Origin of the sequence: Acinetobacter sp. YQ_14, from assembly GCF_043102985.1 — a bacterium.
Taxonomy (GTDB): Bacteria; Pseudomonadota; Gammaproteobacteria; order Pseudomonadales; family Moraxellaceae; genus Acinetobacter; species Acinetobacter venetianus.
In genome coordinates, this window is record NZ_JBICJJ010000002.1 from 365,994 (window position 1) to 386,810 (window position 20,817).

The following is a 20,817-nucleotide window of genomic DNA, read 5'->3' on the forward strand; positions in this document are numbered from 1 at the left end:
AAGGCTTCAAACACTTCGGCAGCAAGTTCTGACTAGAAATAAAAAAATGTTATTTTATTCCACATTCATTTCTACTTTTGGCTGATAGTAAACTTTTGATATAGCCTATTTCTTGATTCGTTTTCATCTGTTTGATGTATTGATCTAACTGTAGGTCAGCAGGCGAACTTTGATTGGTATCAATCGATGGGGTTTTCGGTGTATTGTCATCCACTAAAAATACTTTACCCTCGGTAAAACCCCAACTTTTATTGATTTCGCTTCCATCCTCAAGGACAGCAGATGTCTTTAAAAAACAAGTATTATCATATTTAATTAAAGAAAAATATTTTATAAAATAGGGGTTTGTAATTGATTTCAGGTTTTTTACTTCAATGAATTCAGGCTCATTCTTTGGGCTACATGCTGGTAGTGATAATGTTAAAAATAAGAGAGAAAGAAAATATAAAGAATTGTTCATTATAGGACGAGATAGAATTTTCTTGATCATATTATAGATTGATTACATTGTTTTGAGATGAGTAATTTAGCTTAAGTCGAAAAATCCTCACGTCACCTCATGACGCATAACATCTTTATCAATCTTAATTTTCAAATCATGAAATGTTAGCTTTGAAATGATGTTGTCACAGAGGTGTTTGATATGTCTGATCGCATTCGTGAAAAATTACAAATTCTTGCGGACGCAGCTAAATATGATGTGTCCTGTTCCTCTAGTGGTAGTGACCGTAAAAATAAAGACAAAGGTTTAGGCGATGGCAGTCGGGCAGGGATTTGCCATAGCTATACCGAAGATGGACGCTGTGTTTCATTGCTGAAAATCTTGTTCAGTAATGTCTGTATTTTTGATTGTGCTTATTGTGTGTCACGCCGTTCTAATGATGTCAAACGTGCTGCATTTACCGTACAAGAAGTGGTTGACCTGACCATTAATTTTTATCGTCGTAATTATATTGAAGGGTTATTCCTTAGCTCAGGCATTTTTAAATCCGCAGACTATACGATGGAGCGGATGCTGCAAGTGGTGAAAAAACTACGTCTAGAAGAAAATTTTAATGGCTATATTCATCTCAAAACTATTCCAGGAGCATCACCTGAGCTGATTCATGAAGCAGGGCTTTATGCTGATCGTATGAGCATCAATTTAGAAATGCCCACTGAGGTTGGATTAAAAGCGTTTGCTCCTGAAAAATCACATCAAGAAGTACAAAAAGATTTAGGATTGGTTCGAGATCGACTGATTCAACTTAAAGACGAACGCCAAATTATTAAGCATGTGCCGAAATATGTACCCGCAGGGCAGACCACACAGATGGTGGTTGGCGCGCATCAAGAGACTGATCAAGATGTGCTATTTATGGCAGATCGACATTACAAAGAGTTCAAGTTAAAGCGTGTCTATTTCTCAGGCTACATTCCAATCAATACCGAGAATAACTATTTACCCGCTGTCGGTTCAGCACCACCTTTGCTACGAGAGAATCGACTTTATCAAAGTGATTGGTTGATGCGATTTTATGGTTTTCAGGTCAATGAAATCGTCAATGAAAAATACCCACATCTTGATTTAGATGTCGACCCAAAACTCAGTTGGGCATTGCGTCATCCTGAACAGTTTCCTGTCGATTTGAATCGTGCTGATTATCATATGATTTTGCGAATTCCGGGCATTGGCGTGAAATCAGCTAAAAAAATCGTGCAAGCGCGTCGTTTTGGTAAGGTGCATATTGATCTACTAAAACAACTCGGTGTGGCGTATTCCAGAGCAAAATTTTTTATTCGTTGTGAAGATAGCCCGCGCTTTCAAAAAGAGTTGTCATCTCATTATATTCGTCAACAAATCTTGACGCAGGGTTCATCCAAATACGTTAAACAACTGTCACCTCAGCTAAGCTTAGGATTTTGATCATGTCTGCTGATGGTATGGTTTATTATTATTTTGATGGTTCGATGGTTGGTTTGCTCAATTGTGTATTTCGTGCCTTTCAATTTAAAGAGTTTCAAGTTCAGCTTTGTTTTAATGAAGGTGCACAACATGGTTTATTTTCCACTGTTGTTGAGATTCCCAATAATGAACATCATGCGCAGCGTGTTTGGTCAGCAATACAGCAGCGCTTGAGTCAATCCTCATTAAGACAATTTTATTTTGCCTATTTATCTGAGTCTTTAGATGCGTTTCAGCATTTATTTAATTATTGTATTTACGTTTTTCGTCATCAACATTCTGTTGAAAAAAATTATGCGCATCCGAGTGTATTGGCAATAGCACAATGGGCAAAAAAAGTCGGTCGTGAAAAGCATCGTATGGAAGCTTTTGTCCGTTTTAAGAAAACCACAGATGGATTATTTTTAAGTTTGGTGCGACCTGATTTTAATGTACTTCCTTTGATACAGCTGCATTTTAAGCGTCGTTATCAAGATCAATGCTGGTTGATTTATGATGAGCAACGAAAATATGGTTTGTACTATGACTTACATGAAATTCATGAGGTGTCATTAGAGGCAAATGAAATTGATCGGAATCTTGCAAGTGGTGCAAGTCAAAGTTTTCAATTGCAGTTGGATGAGCAAGAACAATTATATGATCAACTCTGGAAAGATTATTTTAATAGTATCAACATTAAAGAACGTCAAAACGTTAAATTGCATGTGCAATATTTACCGAAACGCTATTGGCGTTATCTGAATGAAAAGTTGATTTAACAGAATAAAAAAAGCGCCGAAGCGCTTTTAATTTGCGCTAAACAAAGAACCAATAAATAAAGATAGACACCAGTGCAACACAAAGAATATTTAGCACGAAACCGACGCGCATCATCTCGCTTTGTTGAATATGTCCTGTACCAAATACGATGGCATTTGGTGGGGTTGCAACAGGTAGCATGAATGCACATGAAGCACCAATACCAATGACAATTACCAGAATTTCTTTAGGTAAGCCCATTTGATCTGCAATCGCAGCAAAAACAGGGACGAGCAACGCAGCAGATGCCGTGTTACTGGTAAATTCAGTTAAGAAAATAATAAAGGCTGCAACGATCACAATGACCAAGAACGGAGAGGCATCACCGAAAGCATTTGCAAGTGTTTGACCTAATACCAGTGATGAACCTGAATCTTTCAAGACAGCACTTAGGGTTAAACCACCACCAAAGAGCATTAACACGCCCCAATCAGTGTTGTCAGCAATATCTTTCCATGTCCCGATGCCAAGAATCACCACTAGACAGGCAGCAAAAACAGCAATCCAAGTGTCAGGTTGGCTAATCCCAAAATGCTCACTGACGCTCTTACCAAAGATCCACGCCAATGCCGTTACCATGAACAATAACATAGTCAAAATACGGTCGCGATTCCAAGGGATATTTTCTGTTTTAAATTCCACACGATGGTTCAATTTCGGACGCAAGATCAGATATAAACTGACTAACATCGCAGGGAAAATAAGAAGCATCATGGGTAAGCCAACTTTCATCCAGTCGGCAAAATCATAGCCCAAAGCTTTGGCTGCAATGGCATTCGGTGGAGAACCAACCATTGTACCTAAACCACCAATACTGGCTGAGTAGGCGATCCCCAATAAGATGAAAACGAAAGTTTTACGCTCTTTTTGCACATCAAAATGAGAAAGCAAACCTAGTGCAAGCGGTAACATCATTGCCGCTGTTGCAGTATTGGAAATCCACATTGAAAGCACAGCAGTCACTAAACAGATCGCCAAGACGGCAACCCCTAAATGACCGCGAGACATGGCAATAATCCACATTGCAATTTTTCGGTCAAGCTTCTGGACATGTAGTGCCGTTGCTAGTGCGAAACCGCCAAAAAATAAGAAGATGGTCGGATCTGCAAAGGTACTCAGCGCTTTGCTGGTGGTAATAGCTTTGATTTCACCATCACTGCCAACACTTGGCATACCGACAAGAACGGCAAGCACAGGAACTAGCAGCGCAGTAATTGTGATATGAATGGCCTCAGTCAGCCAAAGAATACCAATGAATAAGAGTAAGCTTAGCCCCTTATTGGCATTTTGCTCATAAGGGAGAATTTCATATAAACCGAAAGACAGCAATGCCGCAATTGCAATGATTACCCAACCGCGCAATAGGCCTTTAGGCATAGCATTGGTGGGTGTTTCAAGGTGAGGAACATTCATAAAATATCCTTATTTGAGTTGTTATTGCCACTTAAATCTAGTGGCCAGATAACCTAAAATATCTGTCAATCTTGCGTAAATCCAAGTTTAACGATCACAATAAACACTGTTCTAAATAAGCTCCATGCCTTGCCATAATGCATTACAGCCAAGTAGCATTAAAATGGTAAAAATGATCAAATTGAACTTTTGCTGGGAAATATTAGAACGGATTTTTGCGCCGAGATAAACAAATAATAAAGATAAAATGGTTACACCAATCAACAGATAAATTTGTGAGGGCTGAAAGGTGTAAAGTGTTGGATACAGCAGCGAAAGTTGAATTAATTTGCTGGCAAGGAAACACATGTTGCTAATCATGACCACATCGGTTTTGTCATGCTGAGTACTGAGTAGATACATCATCAGAAAGGGTGCCATGGCATTGGTTGCGCCGCCAATCACGCCTGCGAGAAAACCAAAAATCAGCATATTTTTGAATGAGCGGCTGACTTGAAACGGCTGTGATCTAAACTGATCGAGCACATACAGTAAAATGACAGAGCCCATGATGAGTTTGAGATAGCCTTCATTGACATATAAAAGTAATCCCACGCCAATAAAGCTGCCGATTAAGCTGCTTCCAATTAACCCCCAGTATTGCTTTAAATAATGGAGAATATTTTGGAAAAAACTATGATTTTTGCCCGCTTGCAATAGACTGAGATTCAGAATAATACAAGGAATAATGACCATTGCCACGGCAGTTTGCAGGGGATAGAACATGGATAAGGCAGCCGTACTGACCATGGGAAAGCCAAAGCCGCTTAAGCCATGTAAGAGTGCTGCAAATGCACATAAGAGTAAGGTCAATACTTCTGTTTTATGCAAAATCGTTCCTTGACAGGAGTGAAAATAAAACCAAGCGTGAATTGTATTGTTCTCTGACAATATTGGAATTCAACTATCGGATAAAATCACAAGAAATTACTTGAACAGTAGATTATCAGAATATCTGTTAACTTTAAGATGTAACTAAGATACACCTTATGGTTGTTTCGGCGTATACTTGCGCCACCAATCAAAACAATACTCTCTAGCAAGGTGAATTGTGAGCTATACCCAATTAGACTGGCTTAATTTTCTAAAACCAAATTATAAAGTTCTCCCTGTCAAAGAAAGAATCTTATCTGGTGTAGGTGCGCTCTGTGGTCTCGCAATTTCCTCATTGATCAGTTGGTATGTTTTGGGTGGGATCAATGCTTGGTATATCGCACCAATGGGAGCTTCATCGGTCTTATTATTTGCTGTCCCAAATAGTCCTTTAGCACAACCGTGGAATGTGATTATTGGCAATATCTTGGCTGGTGTGATTGGTGTTACTTGCACGCAATTACTTGCAGATTCAACCACTGCGTTTAGTCTCGCGGTTGGCTTTGCTATTTTTATGATGATGACCACTGATTCTTTGCATCCACCGAGTGGGGCTGTGGCGATTACTGCGGTACTCGGCGGTGATGCTGTACATCGTTTAGGGTTTAACTTTATTCTTTATCCTGTGTTGTTAAATTCGATTTTATTGCTGGTATTTGCAGTATTTTTTAATCGATTGATTGGCAGACATTACCCGCTGACAGCTCATTTAAATGAACGTTCGAAAGATCCAACGCCGACACAGAAGGTTTCGATTCAACCTAAAGATATTGAATATGCGTTAGATCATCACACTGAATTATTGGATATTAGTCAGTACGATTTAGAAAAAATTATTTTGCAAGCCCAAGTTCATGCTAATGAACGTTCGATGAGTACTTTTGTTTGTCAGGATATTATGAGTCGAGATGTGATTCGATTACATGAAGAGGATGATATTTATCAAGCATTAGATAAATTTAAGTCGGTTAACTTAATGAGTTTACCAGTGGTCAATGTGCAAGAGAAATTGGTGGGGACGTTGGCTTTGTATGAGGTTGTGGAATGGTTCAAAGGTGCGACTGATCCACGAAATTCATGGCAACACTATGTAAAACAAATTATGAGTCGTCGTGTTGTAACGGTTGAACCATCGCAACCCATCCAAGATCTAGTGCCTTATTTCGTAGAGAAATCTTTTAATTATATTCCTGTAGTTGAGCAGGAGCGTCTCATTGGAATCGTGAGTCGTGCTGATATGATCGCTGCTTTGCAACAACAAATAAATCGTCAAAATAGCTAATTCCAAACAAAAAAAAGCTACGGTTGTATTAGGGGTAAATTCAACCGTAGCGACCAAAGAGGAAAAGGTGATTAACGTCTTAAGTTTTGATCCTCATAAACTGTTTTAACAGGCTGGTTGTAGCCATGTACGTGTTCTACTCGATTTGTCTGTTGTTTAGGAATGACAAGCCATAAAACGAGGTATACCAAAATACCGGGAAAGGCTGCACTCATGAGTGAAACAATGACAAAGATCAAACGTAATAAATTTGCATTCCAACCAAAACGTTCCGCAATACCGCCCATAACACCAGCGACTATGCTTTGTTGGCTTGAGCGATATAAACCAGAATTGGCCATCGAGTAGGTCTCCTTAAATTCATGAAACAGCAGTAAAAAAATTAAAATCAGGATCAACACTGCTGTTAATTAAGAAATATGGTCAAAAATAAATTTTTAAAGTTCTCACAAGCAAGAGAATAGTTACGGTGTGTAAACTGCTGATGGAAAAACCGACAGTTTCGCCTAAAATGCACTGACTTAAGGCATACTGCTTTGTCAATTTGCTATTTCAATCCTATCGTTAGCACAACTTACCTTGTTTTCACGCAATATTTACGTGAATAAAACCTGTTTAATATTTATACCGGGTGGTGAAGTCATGAAAAAAGATAACGATATTGATGTTAGAGAATTATGAATATGCAGTTCAGGTTATTCTTACAATATATTAGTGTAGGAGCTGTATTGAGTTTAGGGTTGAGTGCTTGTGATAGCCATCACCCAGAGTCAATGAAACAGCAACCCCAGACGCAACAAGAGCATGAAGAACTTTCCGATGATATGGTTTTAGAGGATGAACATACTGTATCGAGTGAAGGCGTTTCACTTACTGAGATTGCGGGACAAGCAACTATTCCACATGTTGCATCTAAACGTATGGAAAAACCTTCTCAGCAGGATTTGATTTATGCTGGGCGTTATCATGCGCGTATTCCATGCTCAGATCCTTTTGCTGGATGTGTGAGTAATGAGAAAGAAGCAGAATATATTATTAATCTTTTAGATGATGGTTCGGTGTATTGGATCAATACCAGTTTTGGTCGATTAGGTTCAGATCCCTCTCGTAATATGACCAAGATTGAACAGATGTGTAAACAGGTTCAGTGGCATGCGCACAAAGAATTGAATGAAATCATGATTCGTTGTGAAAATGCGAACGTCAATCTTTACTATAAGATCAATAAAGAGCAAAACCTTGTTTTAGATTTAGACAAGATCTGGAATGGTGATCACGGACAGAATCGTCATTTCTTTAAAGAATATCCATTCCCAAAGAAAGCTTATATCTTTGAAAAAATTGAATAATCAAACGTTAAGCATAAAAAAGAGCGCCTAGAGCGCTCTTTTTTTACAGTTCCGATTAGTAATCGAAGCTGAAGTGTTCTGGTGCAAGAGATGTCAATGTACGAGAAGTCGATACCATTGATTCTGCATGACCTTGAGCGCGTGGCAATAAACGATCAAAGTAGAAATCAGCAACTTTGATTTTCGCTTTATAGAATTCTGGTGTTTCAATGCCGTTACCTGCTTCTAGTTTCTCAGAAGCAATCACTGCTTGTTGAGCCCAGAAATAAGCCATCATGACATAACCAGAGAACATCAAGAAATCAGCAGAAGCAGAAGATACGATGTCACGGTCTTTACGAGCTGCAAGCATGATGCGAACAGTCAATGTGTTCCATTGAGCGCAAAGCTTAGTCAAGTCCCAAGCGAAACGACGTAGATACTTGTTACGCGCATGGGCAGCACAGAATTTTAAGATTTCAGCGGTATAGTCACGAACAACTTTACCTTTTGAGCTTAAAAGAACTTTACGACCTAATAAGTCAAGTGCTTGGATACCCGTTGTCCCTTCATACAATGTAGAGATACGTGCATCACGTGCGATTTGTTCCATACCCCATTCTTTGATGAAACCATGACCGCCGTATACTTGCATACCATGATTCGCAGCTTCCAAACCTAATTCAGTCAAGAAACCTTTTAAAATCGGCGTATAGAAACCTAGCTTGTCATCAGCAGCTTCATAAGCAGCTTGATCACCATTTACTAAAGCATCTGTCATTTTGTCTGCAAGTTTTGCCGCATGATAGATCATTGAACGACCGCCTTCTGCAACCGCTTTTTGAGTTAACAACATACGACGAACATCAGCATGGTGAATAATCGCATCAGCTACACGCTCAGGCTCTTTCTTACCAGAAAGGGCACGCATAGACATACGATCTTTCGCATAAGGTAATGCACCTTGGAAAGAAAGTTCAGCGTGAGCAATACCTTGAACAGCAGTACCTATACGAGCAGTGTTCATGAAAGTAAACATTGCATGTAAGCCTTTGTTTACTTCACCGATGAGGTAACCAGTTGCATTGTCAAAGTTCAACACAGCAGTTGCAGAAGCACGGATACCCATTTTGTGTTCGATTGAACCACAAGAAACAGTATTACGCTCACCTACACCGCCATCAGCAGTTGGAATGAACTTAGGTACGATGAATAACGAAATACCACGAGTACCCGCAGGTGCATCTGGAAGACGAGCAAGTACGATATGGATAATGTTCTCTGTTAAATCGTGTTCACCAGCAGAGATGAAGATTTTAGTACCAGAGATTTTATAAGTACCATCAGCAGCAGGTTCTGCTTTAGTTTTTACTTGACCTAAGTCAGTACCACATTGAGGTTCAGTTAAGCACATTGTGCCTGACCAAGTTCCTTCAACGAGTTTAGGCATATAAGTATTTTTTTGCTCATCCGTACCGAACTGCATGATAGTGTTCATACAACCAGTACTTAAACCTGGGTACATAGTGAATGACCAGTTTGCAGTACCCATCATTTCTGATTTGATCAGGTTTAAAGACATTGGTAAGCCTTGACCACCAAATTCTTCTGGGTAAGAAAGACCTTGCCAACCACCCATTACGAATTGGTCATAAGCTTCTTTGAAGCCTTTAGGTGTTGTTACTTCGCCGTTGTTAAACGTACAGCCTTCTTCATCACCTGATTGATTGAGTGGAGAAAGTACGTTTTCGCAGTAATCTGCCGCACCTTCAAGGATCATATCAACGGTATCTTTATCAGCATTTTGTCCACTTGCCAAAGTTTGGTAGTGTGCAGGATAATCAAACACTTCATTCATTAAGAAGCGAACATCACGGAGAGGGGCTTTATAAGCTGGCATAATCTTAATCCTGTATTTGAATCATTTTGGATTATCTGTTTCGATACTTTGATTATTCACAATAGTGATAAAAATGCATTGATAAACACGGTTAAAAACAGTGTCAGAAAAGCTAATTTTGTAAGAATTTGATTCGTAGAAAAGTCATTCTTTACTAAGTGTTCTTCATTCGCTTTGAAGATGGTTATGATAACTCTAGTTGTTGAAAGTATAATGATATAAAGGTGTTCGATAAAGCTATGCGTTTAAAATATTTAACTTTATGTTTGTTGGGTCTTAGTCTTTCTGCGTGCTCTCAGCATGTCATTAAAACCAATTCTAGCTCTGTAAATTTAGAGCAAAAGGCCATCAATAGTATCAATGCGATGTATGAATATCCGAGTTATGATTATCGCGGAAAATTTAATATTCATGTCAACCTTGATCAAAACAACACAAATTCAAAAGACGGTAAAGTGCAGTTAGATGCTGCTTTAAAGCAAAAAGTTGATCAATATTTAAGAGATCAAAAAGTCAACTTAAATGCTAAACAGAAACAAGCGCTGTATGTTGCATTGGCACAACAGCCAAAAACCTATAGTACCAAGGCAGAAAAGTTTACTAGCGCAATGACCAATATTTTGAATGATATGCAATTTGAGTATGATGGCTCAGTGCACTATCGTCAAAAAATGGGATCATTTAATTTAACGGCTCGTTATGAAAAGCCAACTTTATTAGTGCAAGCAAAAGTACCGATGGTGTTGGATTTAAAAGATTATAAGTTTTACATCAATTATTTTGCTTTGATGCCATACTTGGTCAATAAAGAAAATCAAAATAATCTAGCGTATCTCGATTTTTCTAAATATCAGGGATTATTCAATCAAGTTGATTTCAAAAAATTTGCTGAATATGTCAAAGCTTCAAGTGCGGTTTACTATCGCTTAGCAGATCAAAATAATATTCAGGCCTTATCCGTTTCTTCTGCTGATAAAGCGGCTGGAGTGGTTGAAAAAATTCGTTTAAAAACCTCGATTGAAGAGCTAGTTTTACAAGCAAATTTATATAGCAAAGTGAATGAAAAATACTTAATGCAAAGTGTTTTGAATTTTAATGAAAAGAGTTTAGAAAAACTGGTTGCTGATGAAGTGAAAGCTTCAGAGCAGTCAAAATCTAATCATAAGCTTGAGCATAAAGATGCTGCAGACGACGCAAGTGTCGTGAGCCAACAACTCTATCATTTAGTGAATAAGCATTTTGGCGTAGATGATGAAGAGGATTATGCTGCGGAAAGTGATGAAGATATTGCTGATGCTACTCAAGAAGCTACAGATGCAGATGAATATGTAACTGAAGGTGAAGCAGTAGTCGCGAGTGCGGCAGATGATGCAGAGCAAGAAGGTCTCAGTGCAGCGCAATGTAGAGAACTGTATAACGCTACGCAAATGACATATGGCGATGTTCAATATTGTGAAAGTATCTATGGCATTGATGTATTTAATAGCGCTGATAAAACACCTAGCTTTATTACCACAATCGCTAAATTACAAAGCGTAGAAAAAATATTTGCTGTTTACGATCAAAATCAATTTATTGATGACCATGCGTTTAAAGCATTCTGGATTAAACATCAAGATGAGATTCAAAAAGCATTGCCTCCAATCGACAAACGCAACCCATTTGTGATGGATGTTGGTTTGGATGCACAAGGTCGCGCTGTAAAATTAGACTATGATTTGAATTATGCACTGCCTGAGTTGAAATCAAGTTTTAATATCAAAGCGGATATGTATGTCAGCAATTATGGTAAAGCAACACCAATCGATCAGGCACAGTTAAAGCGTGCTAAAACTTGGGCTGAAACAAGCAAAGGTTCAATGCTTGAAAAAGCAGTGAATAGTTTCTCAGAGAAGTTAGGTCAAACTGGAATTCAAGAGCATTCTGCTGAGCCTTATACTTTGTCTTTAGATGATCAGCTTGAGACGATTGCAGCTCAAAAATATGATGCAACCCATTCTTATGAGCAAACCTATAAAGCTGTATTTATTGCAAAACTGACAGAAAGCACACCACAAATTGTTGAACGCTACTCAAGCAAAGAATTGCAAGAAATTGCGAGTGTATATGCATACTGGTATTCAGACGAAGATGTGTATAACCCTGAAGGTAAAGCTTTGAAAGCTATCGAAGCATTGCAAAGCAAACATCATTTACAAAATGAAGATCAGTTTGATGATCGTCTTGGACGTGCTGTTGATCGTATTGTGAGTGATGCAATGCGTGGCGATAAAGATCGTCAAGAATGGAAAAAATTAAAAGCTCAATACAAACAACCTCAGCAATTATTTGCTCAGCAATATCAAATTCAATTTGAACATGAAAATGGTATTTCAAATGATGAGAAAGCATTGCTTGCGCAAACAGCAAATGTTTTAGGGCAAGTGTATGTGGATGCGCGTAAGAATCAATTGTCTGAAAAATCTATCAAATCATTGAAGATCGAACATAATGAATTTATTGATTATGAAATCTTTAAAGATGTTTATATGAAGTTAGTGAATGCTAAGTAACTAGTAAAAGAAGAACCTGCAATAAGCAGGTTCTTCTTTTTATGGTTTATAGAAAATCTTTGAGTTCAGGTTTAACGCCATTCCAGATAGAAAAGGCTTCTATTGCCTGGCCAACAAGCATACCAAAACCATCTGTCGAAGGAATTTGACGGGCTTGTGCTTGATCCAAGAAACTTGATGGTTTGCCATATGCCATTTCGTAAGCATGATGGAAAACTAAGGTTTTAGGTAGTTGTAATGCATCACCTGTTAAGCTTGCTGAAGTTGCATTAATCACAAAATCGTACTCACCACTTAGTTGATCTAAACTTGTTGCAGTGAGTTCAATGTGCGCTACAGCCTCTTTTAAGTCTTCAACGAGTTGTTCAGCACGAGCAAGTGTACGGTTTGCAATAACAATCTTTTTGGCGCCTGCTTGAACTAGAGGATAGATGACGCCTCGCGTTGCCCCACCAGCGCCTAAAATGAGGATACGGCTGTTTCCAAGTTCCCAACCTAACGCTTGAATCGCTGCAACCAAACCCTGACCATCAGTATTGTCGCCATAGAGTTTGCCATCTTGCATCCATAAGGTATTGACTGCTTTGGCAATCTTAGCGCGTTCAGTGAGTTGGTCACATAAAGCAAAGGCTTGTTCTTTAAATGGCACAGTAACGTTCATACCTACGCCATTTTGAGCAAAGAAATCTTTTGCCGTGCTTTCAAAACCATCGAGTGGTGCAAGGATTTTTTTATATTCTAAATCGACTCCCGTTTTTACTGCAAAGGCGTGGTGAAGTTCGGGTGAGCGGGATTGTTCAATCGGATTTCCAATAACAGCAAATTGTTTGGTCATGAGTCATCAGGATGGTGAGATTGGTTAAAGTTTATAAAGTTGCAGAGAAGGTCGCAATATTGATTTACAACTCTAGTCGAGTGATGGTCTGATTTATTTCTCAGAGTATGTTCATATCATTTCTTAGGTGATATGGATTGTGATTACTGTTTTATGGCTATATTTTTAATTCGGCATGCGGCAAGTGAAGCGAATATCAATGGGCGCATGCGATCGCATGCTGCAATATTTTTATTTTAATGTTTTTAGGTGAGATTTCATCCCTGAGCTATATGTCAGGGATGAATCATTTCTTTTACTTCTTTAAACCCAACCAATCTCTTGGTTTTAAATAATAGTCAGTAAGACGCTTTTCTGGTGAGTTTGCTTCCCATTCAGGACGATAAGACCAACCCGCTAAATTGGGCAAACTGACGAGAATTGATTCAATGCGGCCACCCGTTTGTAAACCAAACAACGTGCCACGGTCATAAACCAAGTTATATTCAACATAACGGCCACGACGATACAGCTGGAACTCACGTTGTGCTTCGGTGTAGGGTTGTTCACGATGCTTTTCAAAAATCGGTAAAATTGCTTCTAAATAGCCATTACCAACTGCTTGGATATATTTAAAGCAAGTTTCAAAATCCCATTGATTTAAATCATCAAAAAATAAACCACCAACGCCACGTTGTTCATCACGGTGCTTTAAATAGAAATAATCATCACACCATTGCTTATGTTCAGCATAAACATTTTCACCAAAAGGTTGGCACAGGTCATAAGCTGTTTGATGCCAGTTTAGGACATCTTGATCATCTGGATAGAAAGGGGTTAGATCAAAACCACCGCCAAACCACCAGACTGGATCTTGCCCTTCGGGTTCAGCGACAAATAAGCGTACATTTGCGTGTGAAGTTGGAATATTAGGATTTTTAGGGTGAATAACTAAAGAGACACCTAACGCTTGTGCCTTAGCACCTGCAATCTGTGGATGGCGCTCTGTGGCAGAAGCAGGTAATTTACTAATATTAATGTGGGAGAACATCACCCCACCTTTTTCAATCACGTCACCATTTTGCAGAACACGAGAGCGGCCACCACCACCTTCAGTTCGCTGCCAATCATCAATGATAAATTCTGCGGTACCACCGCCTGCACGTTCCTGTTGCTCTAGTCCTGCACAAATGCGAGCTTGTAGATCGAGTAAAAACTCACGAACACGTTGAATATCAGCTGAAGTTGGGTGCTGCATGATGATCCTCTTAAAGTGATCTAGGGGTTAGTTACATCAAAGCATAAATCCATAAAAAAAATAAGGGATTTTTAATTATAATAATCAAAAATCCCTTAACTGCTTTATTTTTGAACGGCTTGTAAAAAGTGAATTAGAAGTCATCTTTTTTATACAGATGATCCATACGCTCACGTTTGGTTTTTAAATAATGCTCATTAAATGGGTTGCGACCTACAGTTAAAGGAACACGTTCAACGACATTGATGCCCAAATCAGTCAAAGCTTTTAATTTTAATGGATTATTCGTTAATAATTTCACTTCTTTGATCTGAAGATGATTCAGCATAATGCTGCACATGTCATAGCGACGTGCATCAGCTGGAAGGTTCAATAATAAGTTTGCATCAACGGTGTCATGACCTTGATCTTGCAATGCATAGGCACGGATTTTGTTGGTTAAACCAATCCCACGACCTTCTTGGCGGAGATATAAAATTACACCTTGACCTGCTTCGTTAATCAAACGTTGAGTCGCTTGTAACTGTGGGCCACAATCACATTTAAGTGAGCCGAAAGCATCGCCAGTCAAGCATTCTGAGTGAATGCGCACAAGTACTGGTTGATTGGGAGCAGCTTCTAAACCTTTAGAAAGCGCCACATGTTCTTCGCCCGTTTCTGGGTCTTGAAACACGGAAATATTGAAGTCACCAAAAGCGGTTGGTAGCTTTGATGTTGCAATAAATTCAATTGGCACAGAGAGCTCGCTATGATAATAAAAACAGTGAAAGTATAGCCTAATGTGTGAAGATTGCGTGAATTGGAATTTCTGATTTTTCACATAAGTTTTTCTTTTTCATACAAAGCACACAATAATGGTTGATAAACAGTGACATAATTCAGGATAATCTGCGAGCCAATCTTAGATATTGGCATGAGAATGTTCAGCACTACATCATTCGCTCATGTGGCTGATTGAAGGTAGATCGTATTTAATTGTATGATTGCCCCCATTTAACCCAGCTTCGGATTTGCCAGGCTTAAAAAGGCTTTGCCACATTATGTTGTATACCGAAATTCCAACTCAACGCCCTGTTACGCCATTGTTAGATGGAATTGATCATCCACAACAATTACGTCAGCTCGAGCAAAGCCAACTCGCACAAGTGGCGGATGAGTTGCGTCAATATATTTTGTATGCAGCAGGACAAAGTGGTGGTCACTTTGGCGCGAATTTAGGTGTAATCGAGTTAACGGTTGCATTGCATTATTGTTTTAATACGCCGCAAGATCGTTTGGTTTGGGATGTAGGCCATCAGTCTTATCCACATAAAGTCCTGACTGGACGTCGTGAACGTATCACTACTATTCGCAGTAAGGATGGTCTTGCAGCATTTCCTGCACGTGATGAGTCTGAGTTTGACACATTTGGTGTAGGGCATTCCTCGACTGCAATTTCTGCTGGTTTAGGTATGTCACTTGCACGCCGCTATCAAAAAGATCCATGTGATGTGGTTGCGATCGTCGGTGATGGGGCAATGACTGCTGGTATGGCTTTTGAAGCCATGAACGATGCAGTTGCTCATGATGCTGATCTTATTGTTGTACTCAATGACAATGATATGTCGATCTCTTGCAGTACGGGCGGTTTTGCTAAACACTTGGCTGCGATTTGGGAAACAGGTCAATTGGTAAATGTAGATGAACAAGGTGAAGCCTATGTTCAACCACATCCAAAATGGACTTATAACTCTCGTTTACATCAGTCCGCGACTGATGCCGCAGATAACTTATTTAAAGCAATTGGTTTTGATTATTTTGGGCCATTTGATGGTCACAACGTTGAGCAGTTGGCACAAGTTTTTAGTGCACTCAAAAAACGTAAAGGCCCACGTTTAGTTCATATTTATACAAAAAAGGGTAAAGGCTTTGCTCCAGCGGAAGCAGATCCAATTACCTATCATGCAATTACCAAGATCGCACCAGTAGCAAATGCACCTGTAAAAAAAGCACCACCAAAGTATTCAGATGTGTTTGGGCAATGGTTGTGTGATGAAGCTGCTCAAGATCAGCGATTACTCGCGATTACACCTGCGATGTGTGAAGGCTCTGGCATGGTGAAGTTTGCACAGCAATATCCAGAGCGTTTCTTTGATGTAGCAATTGCTGAACAACATGCAGTGACCTTAGCAGCAGGTATGGCATGTGAAGGTTTAAAACCTGTGGTTGCAATTTATTCAACTTTCTTACAACGTGGTTATGATCAGTTAATTCATGATGTTGCATTACAGAATTTAGATGTGACTTTCGGGATTGATCGTGCTGGTTTAGTTGGTGAAGATGGTCCGACGCATGCAGGTGCATATGACTATGCTTATATGCGCACTGTACCAAACATGGTGATCATGGCGCCGAAAGATGAAAATGAATGTCGCCAAATGCTACATACTGCGTACCTTCATGAAGGGCCAACTGCTGTACGATATCCGCGAGGTGCAGGCACAGGTGTTGACATTCAACAGCAGATGACTGCTTTGGAAATTGGTAAAGCTGAGATTGTTGCTGAATTTAATAAAGAAGTAGATCAACAGATTTCTATTCTAGCTTTTGGTAGCCGAGTATCACCATCAGTTGAAGCAGCACAGCAGTTTGCAAATAAACATGCTGTAGGTGTGCGTGTGGTGAATATGCGTTTTGTGAAGCCATTGGATGAGCAAATCATCCGTGACCTTGCGGATAGCACACAACTTTTCGTTACAGTAGAAGAACATGCTGTGATGGCTGGTGCTGGAAGCGCTGTTAACGAATTCTTGGCGCAAGCACAAATTGTAAAAGCTATTTTGAACTTAGGTTTGCCTGATACTTTCCTTCATCAAGCAACGCATCAGCAAATGTTGCAAGACTGTGGTTTGGACAGTTCAGGGATACTTGCTTCAATCGAGAAAGCTTGGTTTTAGCTCTTAAGTTCATGTAAATGTGAGCAATAATTTTTCGCAACATTTTTCCCCTAAAAGCGCTTATATTTGATAGAATATAAGGGCTTTTATGCATTATTCTTTGTCAAAATCTTCAAATTTGTAGTGGGTGTTCAATGGAACCTATGGTGGTTATGGCTGCGCGTGCGGCTCAAACAGTTGGTCAAGAGCTTTTAAAGGCACATCAAAATCGTCATAAACTCGATTTACAAGTTGAAGAAAAAGGCATCGATGGTCCAGTAACCCGTGTAGACCGTTACATCGAACAACTTACAATTGATACGCTTCGTAAAAGTTATAAAAACCATAGCTTCCTTGGTGAAGAGTTTGGTATGCAAGAAGGTAAAGGTCACGACGCAGATTGGTGTTGGGTGATCGATCCTTTGGATGGTACTCAAAACTTTATCAATGGATTCCCTCATTTCTGTATTTCTATCGCTGTACAACACAAAGGTGTAACGCAACACGGTGTGATCTATGATCCAGTCCGTGATGAATTGTTCTCTGCAAGCCGTGGTCGTGGCGCGGTCATGAATCAACGCCGTATTCGTGTCAATGTAAAAGATAATCTAGAAAATACTTTCCTTTCTGTTGGTCATCCTTACCGTGCAAAACGTAATGGCGAAATCGTTTCTTATGCAGAACAGCACTTTGCTTCATTGTTGGCGGTAACTAAAGCAGGTTCTCAAATTCGTCGTGGTGGTTCAGCTGCATTAGATTTAGCTTATGTTGCTGCTGGTCGTTTTGATGGTTTCTTTGAACTTGGTTTAAAACCGTGGGATATTGCTGCGGGTGAGTTGATCGTGAAAGAAGCGGGCGGTGTTGTTGTTGATGCTCGTGGTGGCAATGAATCATTTGATAATGGTCAAGTGCTTGCTTGTTCATTGAAAATGTTAAAACCATTAATGCAAGCCGTTGTCCCAGCTTGGGGTGAAGCTGCAAAATAATTTGTAGATTTAAACAAAAAAGCCCTCATTGTTTGAGGGCTTTTTTGTTTTCGGGTTAATGGGGAGTTATGAAGATTATTTATGAGAGTGAGCTATTTTATATAGAAACGCACCATGAAATGCAGGCGGTTAAAGTTGAAGAGCGAAATATTGATTTTTGATTAACTGTTAATGGTAAGACATTTTTTGGAAGTGCTTTTACACTCGCCAATATTCAATATTTAATGACTAAAGATAATCGAATGGGTGAGTCTGCTTTAGGTTCTTACTTTTGGTGTGTGGATATACTTATCCTTGATCAGATGACTCATTAGTGCTTGGTAAAAGCAATTACAAATATATTAAATGATGAGTCTTTAGATATAGGGGTGATATTAACTCAAGTTATTAATTACTATTAAATTTTTTCTTTCTTTGTAGCTTGGATACAAATATAAAATGTATTGAAATAGAAAAAACCAATTAAAAAAGGTGACTTTTAAAATTATTCTGCTATAATCCGCCCACGCACTTAAATTCCAGTTCATTACCTGAACATTCAGTTCTATTCATATTAGCGCACGCTGTCCATAGAGAGGACCACATCTTGCGCCCAAATCGCTTAGCGATTCTTCAGGTTGAGGCAGTAATCAAGCGTGCGTTTAGTCCACATCGTCGTTATTCGGATCGCCGCTGAATTTCATCTATTTTCAGCTTGAGTCGCTTTGCCGCTTGTTGCCGATGTCTATTTTTGTATTTATTAAAATGGAGCACCCACAAGGGTGAAACTCTCTATGAGCAAAACTTTTGCCGAATTTTCTTTGCACGAAACCTTACAACAAGCACTTGAGGGTTTAGGTTTTACAAGCCCAACGCCTGTGCAAGAACAAGCGATTCCAGCTGCATTAGAAGGTAAAGATTTATTAGTTTCAAGCCAGACTGGTTCTGGTAAAACAGCAGCATTTTTACTCCCAACATTAAATGCTTTAGCAGGTCAGGAAACTTTTGTGCCATTTAAAGAGCGCATGAAAGCAGTGACTCAACCAAGCATTTTAGTTTTATGTCCTACTCGTGAATTGGCTCAACAAGTAAGCCAAGATGCTATTGCATTTGTACGTCACATGAAAGGTGTTCGTATTGCTGCAATCATGGGTGGTATGCCTTTTGGTAAGCAAATCCAACAGCTTAAAGGCGCGCAAGTCGTTGTAGCGACTCCTGGTCGTTTACTTGACTTGGTGAACCGTCGTCAATTGAAGCTTGATAAAGTTGAATCTTTAATTGTTGACGAAGCTGACCGTATGTTAGATCTAGGCTTCTCTGAAGACTTAGAAGCAATTAGTGATTTGGCTGCAAACCGTAACCAAACATTGATGTTCTCTGCAACATTTGCTGATCGTATTATTCGTCTTGCTGAACGTATGATGAATGATCCAGAGCGTATTGCGATTGAAACTGGTCACACAACAAATACTGACATCACCCAAACTCTTCATTGGACTGATGGCTTTGAGCATAAGAAAAAGCTTTTAACTCACTGGTTATCTGACGAAAACTTAGACCAAGCAGTTGTATTTGCAAGCACTCAAGAAGATACAGACATGCTTGCAGAAGAGTTAGCTGAAGCTGGTCATTCTGTAGTTGCACTACATGGTGCTATGCCACAAACCGTTCGTAACCGTCGTTTACGTAGCATCCGTGAAGGTCGTGCAAAAATCTTAGTTGCAACTGACGTTGCTGCTCGTGGTTTAGACGTACCAACGATTTCGCACGTAATCAACTTCGGTTTGCCGATGAAAAATGAAGACTATGTACACCGTATTGGTCGTACAGGTCGTGCTGGTCGTACAGGTCAAGCGATTACATTAGCAACTTACCGTGAGCGTGGCAAAATCCGTGCTTTAGAAGATTATTTAGATGCACGTTTAAATGTATCTGAAATTGAAGGTTTAGAGCCATCTCCACCTCCTGCACGTTCAGGTCGCGATGGCGGCGGTCGTGGTCGCGGTGGTCGTGATGGCGGCGGTCGTGGTCGTGGTGGTTTTGGTGGCGGTCGTCGTTTCGAAGGTGAAGGCAACTTCAAGCGTCGTGAAGGCGGTGATGATCGTCCACGTCGTAGCTTCGATGACAAACCTCGTGGTGAGCGTCCTGCATTTGGTGGCGAAGATCGTCCACGTCGCGAATTCAATTCTGACCGTCCACGCCGTGAAGGTGGGTTCGAAGATCGTCCACGTCGCGAGTTTAATTCAGACCGTCCACGCCGTGAAGGTGGTTTCGAAGATCGTCCGCGTCGCGAATTTAATTCTGACCGTCCACGCCGTGAAGGTGGTTTCGAAGATCGTCCACGCCGCGAGTTCAACTCTGATCGCCCACGTCGTGAATTTAATTCAGATCGTCCGCGTCGTGAAGGTGGTTTCAATGATAAACCACGTTTTGATGCGAATGACGACAACCGTGGCAATCGCGTAGATTATAAACCACGCCGTGAGGGTGGTTTCGGTGATCGCCCTAAGCGTGACTTTGGTGATCGTCCACAACGTGAAGGTGGTTTCGGCGACCGTAAGCGTAGCTTCGGTGGTGATGATCGTCCTAAACGTAGTTTTGGCGATGATCGCCCAAAGCGTAAGTTTGGTGAAGATCGTCCAGCTCGTGGTTCACGTGAAGAGCATTTCGGTGGCGACCGTCGTCGCAAAAACGATTTTTAATCGATAAAAACCGATGAAATGAAGAAGCCAGTT

At 39.9% G+C, this 20,817-nt stretch carries 16 protein-coding genes and 1 pseudogene; 9 read left to right on the forward strand and 8 right to left on the reverse strand.

What is annotated here, in order from left to right:
• Positions 1-49: 49 nt before the first annotated feature.
• Positions 50-460 (reverse strand): phosphoesterase, encoded by a 411-nt coding sequence (locus ACF8D3_RS01725; protein ID WP_392469775.1) that lies wholly within the window; start codon positions 458-460, stop codon positions 50-52.
• 183 nt (positions 461-643) lie between these two features.
• On the opposite strand from ACF8D3_RS01725, the gene ACF8D3_RS01730 reads away from it, so the two are divergent.
• A complete protein-coding gene (locus ACF8D3_RS01730; RefSeq protein WP_392469777.1) occupies positions 644-1,906 on the forward strand; it encodes a putative DNA modification/repair radical SAM protein in 1,263 nt (420 codons plus the stop codon).
• A 2-nt stretch (positions 1,907-1,908) separates the two neighbouring features.
• Complete coding sequence (locus ACF8D3_RS01735; RefSeq protein WP_392469778.1) at positions 1,909-2,703, forward strand: TIGR03915 family putative DNA repair protein; 795 nt, start codon at positions 1,909-1,911, stop codon at positions 2,701-2,703.
• 37 nt (positions 2,704-2,740) lie between these two features.
• Here the strand turns inward: ACF8D3_RS01735 and ACF8D3_RS01740 are convergent, their stop codons facing one another.
• Positions 2,741-4,156 (reverse strand): DASS family sodium-coupled anion symporter, encoded by a 1,416-nt coding sequence (locus tag ACF8D3_RS01740; protein ID WP_004877713.1) that lies wholly within the window; start codon positions 4,154-4,156, stop codon positions 2,741-2,743.
• Between the two features lie 111 nt (positions 4,157-4,267).
• Positions 4,268-5,026: a sulfite exporter TauE/SafE family protein gene (locus tag ACF8D3_RS01745; RefSeq protein WP_392469780.1), complete on the reverse strand. Its 759-nt coding sequence runs from the start codon at positions 5,024-5,026 to the stop codon at positions 4,268-4,270.
• Positions 5,027-5,246: 220 nt separating this feature from the next.
• On the opposite strand from ACF8D3_RS01745, the gene ACF8D3_RS01750 reads away from it, so the two are divergent.
• On the forward strand, positions 5,247-6,350 hold the full coding sequence (locus ACF8D3_RS01750; protein WP_392469782.1) for an HPP family protein: 1,104 nt from the start codon (positions 5,247-5,249) through the stop codon (positions 6,348-6,350).
• A gap of 71 nt (positions 6,351-6,421) precedes the next feature.
• Here ACF8D3_RS01750 and ACF8D3_RS01755 read toward each other — a convergent pair whose 3' ends face one another.
• Positions 6,422-6,691, reverse strand: a complete 270-nt coding sequence (locus ACF8D3_RS01755) for a PspC domain-containing protein (RefSeq protein WP_007480607.1) — start codon at positions 6,689-6,691, stop codon at positions 6,422-6,424.
• 342 nt (positions 6,692-7,033) lie between these two features.
• Between ACF8D3_RS01755 and ACF8D3_RS01760 the strand changes: the two genes are divergently transcribed.
• Positions 7,034-7,699, forward strand: coding sequence for a hypothetical protein (locus tag ACF8D3_RS01760; RefSeq protein ID WP_061518263.1), 666 nt, complete (start codon positions 7,034-7,036; stop codon positions 7,697-7,699).
• 55 nt (positions 7,700-7,754) lie between these two features.
• On the opposite strand, the gene ACF8D3_RS01765 is transcribed toward ACF8D3_RS01760, so the two are convergent.
• A complete protein-coding gene (locus tag ACF8D3_RS01765) occupies positions 7,755-9,578 on the reverse strand; it encodes an acyl-CoA dehydrogenase C-terminal domain-containing protein (protein ID WP_004877701.1) in 1,824 nt (607 codons plus the stop codon).
• A gap of 239 nt (positions 9,579-9,817) precedes the next feature.
• Here ACF8D3_RS01765 and ACF8D3_RS01770 point away from each other — a divergent pair, with 239 nt between their 5' ends.
• A complete protein-coding gene (locus ACF8D3_RS01770) occupies positions 9,818-12,130 on the forward strand; it encodes a hypothetical protein (RefSeq protein WP_392469785.1) in 2,313 nt (770 codons plus the stop codon).
• Between the two features lie 46 nt (positions 12,131-12,176).
• Here ACF8D3_RS01770 and aroE read toward each other — a convergent pair whose 3' ends face one another.
• On the reverse strand, positions 12,177-12,965 hold the full coding sequence (aroE, locus tag ACF8D3_RS01775; protein WP_392469787.1) for a shikimate dehydrogenase: 789 nt from the start codon (positions 12,963-12,965) through the stop codon (positions 12,177-12,179).
• 153 nt (positions 12,966-13,118) lie between these two features.
• Here aroE and ACF8D3_RS01780 point away from each other — a divergent pair.
• Positions 13,119-13,199: pseudogene (locus tag ACF8D3_RS01780) on the forward strand (histidine phosphatase family protein); the annotation flags it as partial.
• Between the two features lie 61 nt (positions 13,200-13,260).
• On the opposite strand, the gene hemF reads toward ACF8D3_RS01780, so the two are convergent.
• Positions 13,261-14,202, reverse strand: a complete 942-nt coding sequence (hemF, locus tag ACF8D3_RS01785; protein WP_392469790.1) for an oxygen-dependent coproporphyrinogen oxidase — start codon at positions 14,200-14,202, stop codon at positions 13,261-13,263.
• A gap of 133 nt (positions 14,203-14,335) precedes the next feature.
• Positions 14,336-14,938, reverse strand: coding sequence for a GTP cyclohydrolase II (ribA, locus tag ACF8D3_RS01790; protein WP_061397332.1), 603 nt, complete (start codon positions 14,936-14,938; stop codon positions 14,336-14,338).
• Positions 14,939-15,242: 304 nt separating this feature from the next.
• Here ribA and dxs point away from each other — a divergent pair, with 304 nt between their 5' ends.
• From dxs to ACF8D3_RS01805, 3 genes are all read left to right on the forward strand, one after another.
• On the forward strand, positions 15,243-17,138 hold the full coding sequence (gene dxs / locus ACF8D3_RS01795) for a 1-deoxy-D-xylulose-5-phosphate synthase (RefSeq protein ID WP_392469792.1): 1,896 nt from the start codon (positions 15,243-15,245) through the stop codon (positions 17,136-17,138).
• A 134-nt stretch (positions 17,139-17,272) separates the two neighbouring features.
• Complete coding sequence (locus tag ACF8D3_RS01800; RefSeq protein ID WP_007480590.1) at positions 17,273-18,103, forward strand: inositol monophosphatase family protein; 831 nt, start codon at positions 17,273-17,275, stop codon at positions 18,101-18,103.
• Between the two features lie 773 nt (positions 18,104-18,876).
• Entirely contained in the window at positions 18,877-20,784 is a 1,908-nt protein-coding gene (locus tag ACF8D3_RS01805; RefSeq protein ID WP_019385443.1) for a DEAD/DEAH box helicase, read from the forward strand.
• The last annotated feature ends 33 nt before the right edge of the window (positions 20,785-20,817 follow it).

What these genes read in the sequence shown, in the direction of transcription:
- ACF8D3_RS01725 (WP_392469775.1), bottom strand. Translation starts at nt 460, where the DNA reads ATGAACAATTCTTTATATTTTCTTTCTCTCTTATTTTTAACATTATCA.
- ACF8D3_RS01730 (WP_392469777.1), top strand. Translation starts at nt 644, where the DNA reads ATGTCTGATCGCATTCGTGAAAAATTACAAATTCTTGCGGACGCAGCT.
- ACF8D3_RS01735 (WP_392469778.1), top strand. Translation starts at nt 1,909, where the DNA reads ATGTCTGCTGATGGTATGGTTTATTATTATTTTGATGGTTCGATGGTT.
- ACF8D3_RS01740 (WP_004877713.1), bottom strand. Translation starts at nt 4,156, where the DNA reads ATGAATGTTCCTCACCTTGAAACACCCACCAATGCTATGCCTAAAGGC.
- ACF8D3_RS01755 (WP_007480607.1), bottom strand. Translation starts at nt 6,691, where the DNA reads ATGGCCAATTCTGGTTTATATCGCTCAAGCCAACAAAGCATAGTCGCT.
- ACF8D3_RS01760 (WP_061518263.1), top strand. Translation starts at nt 7,034, where the DNA reads ATGCAGTTCAGGTTATTCTTACAATATATTAGTGTAGGAGCTGTATTG.
- ACF8D3_RS01765 (WP_004877701.1), bottom strand. Translation starts at nt 9,578, where the DNA reads ATGCCAGCTTATAAAGCCCCTCTCCGTGATGTTCGCTTCTTAATGAAT.
- ACF8D3_RS01770 (WP_392469785.1), top strand. Translation starts at nt 9,818, where the DNA reads ATGCGTTTAAAATATTTAACTTTATGTTTGTTGGGTCTTAGTCTTTCT.
- aroE (WP_392469787.1), bottom strand. Translation starts at nt 12,965, where the DNA reads ATGACCAAACAATTTGCTGTTATTGGAAATCCGATTGAACAATCCCGC.
- hemF (WP_392469790.1), bottom strand. Translation starts at nt 14,202, where the DNA reads ATGCAGCACCCAACTTCAGCTGATATTCAACGTGTTCGTGAGTTTTTA.
- dxs (WP_392469792.1), top strand. Translation starts at nt 15,243, where the DNA reads ATGTTGTATACCGAAATTCCAACTCAACGCCCTGTTACGCCATTGTTA.
- ACF8D3_RS01800 (WP_007480590.1), top strand. Translation starts at nt 17,273, where the DNA reads ATGGAACCTATGGTGGTTATGGCTGCGCGTGCGGCTCAAACAGTTGGT.
- ACF8D3_RS01805 (WP_019385443.1), top strand. Translation starts at nt 18,877, where the DNA reads ATGAGCAAAACTTTTGCCGAATTTTCTTTGCACGAAACCTTACAACAA.